Here is a 355-nt window from a genome sequence, read left to right as displayed (position 1 = left end):
AAAGTAAGCTACGACTTAAAAAAACAAGACCTAGAAAGCTCAATTGCTGACTTTAAATGGCGTTACCACAACTACCCGGTAAACCAAATGTTTGGTACACACTCTATGGTGCCTGCATTTTTAATAAACCAACATTCAATTAGTAATGTTAAAGAAGCAAAAGATTACATTTCGCGTTTAAATGGGGTGCCTACGGTATTTGACCAATTAGTAACTGACTTAGAAACACGAGCAAACAAAGGCATTATTGCACCTAAGTTTGTGTTTCCACATGTTATTGATTCAAGCAAAAACATTATTCAAGGTGCACCATTTGAAAAAGGTGACGATTCAACACTTTTAGCAGACTTTAAAC

At 35.5% G+C, this 355-nt stretch carries 1 protein-coding gene; it reads left to right on the top strand.

Annotation, left to right across the window (positions count from 1 at the left end; all coding sequences use genetic code 11):
• A partial coding sequence (locus SB756_RS28605; protein WP_410912881.1) for a DUF885 family protein occupies window positions 1-355 on the top strand: 355 nt, incomplete at both ends.

The sequence above is a fragment of the Pseudomonas sp. SIMBA_068 genome, from assembly GCF_046534705.1.
Classification (GTDB): Bacteria; Pseudomonadota; Gammaproteobacteria; order Pseudomonadales; family Pseudomonadaceae; genus Aquipseudomonas; species Aquipseudomonas putida.
This window is presented reverse-complemented; position numbering and strand designations above follow the sequence as displayed.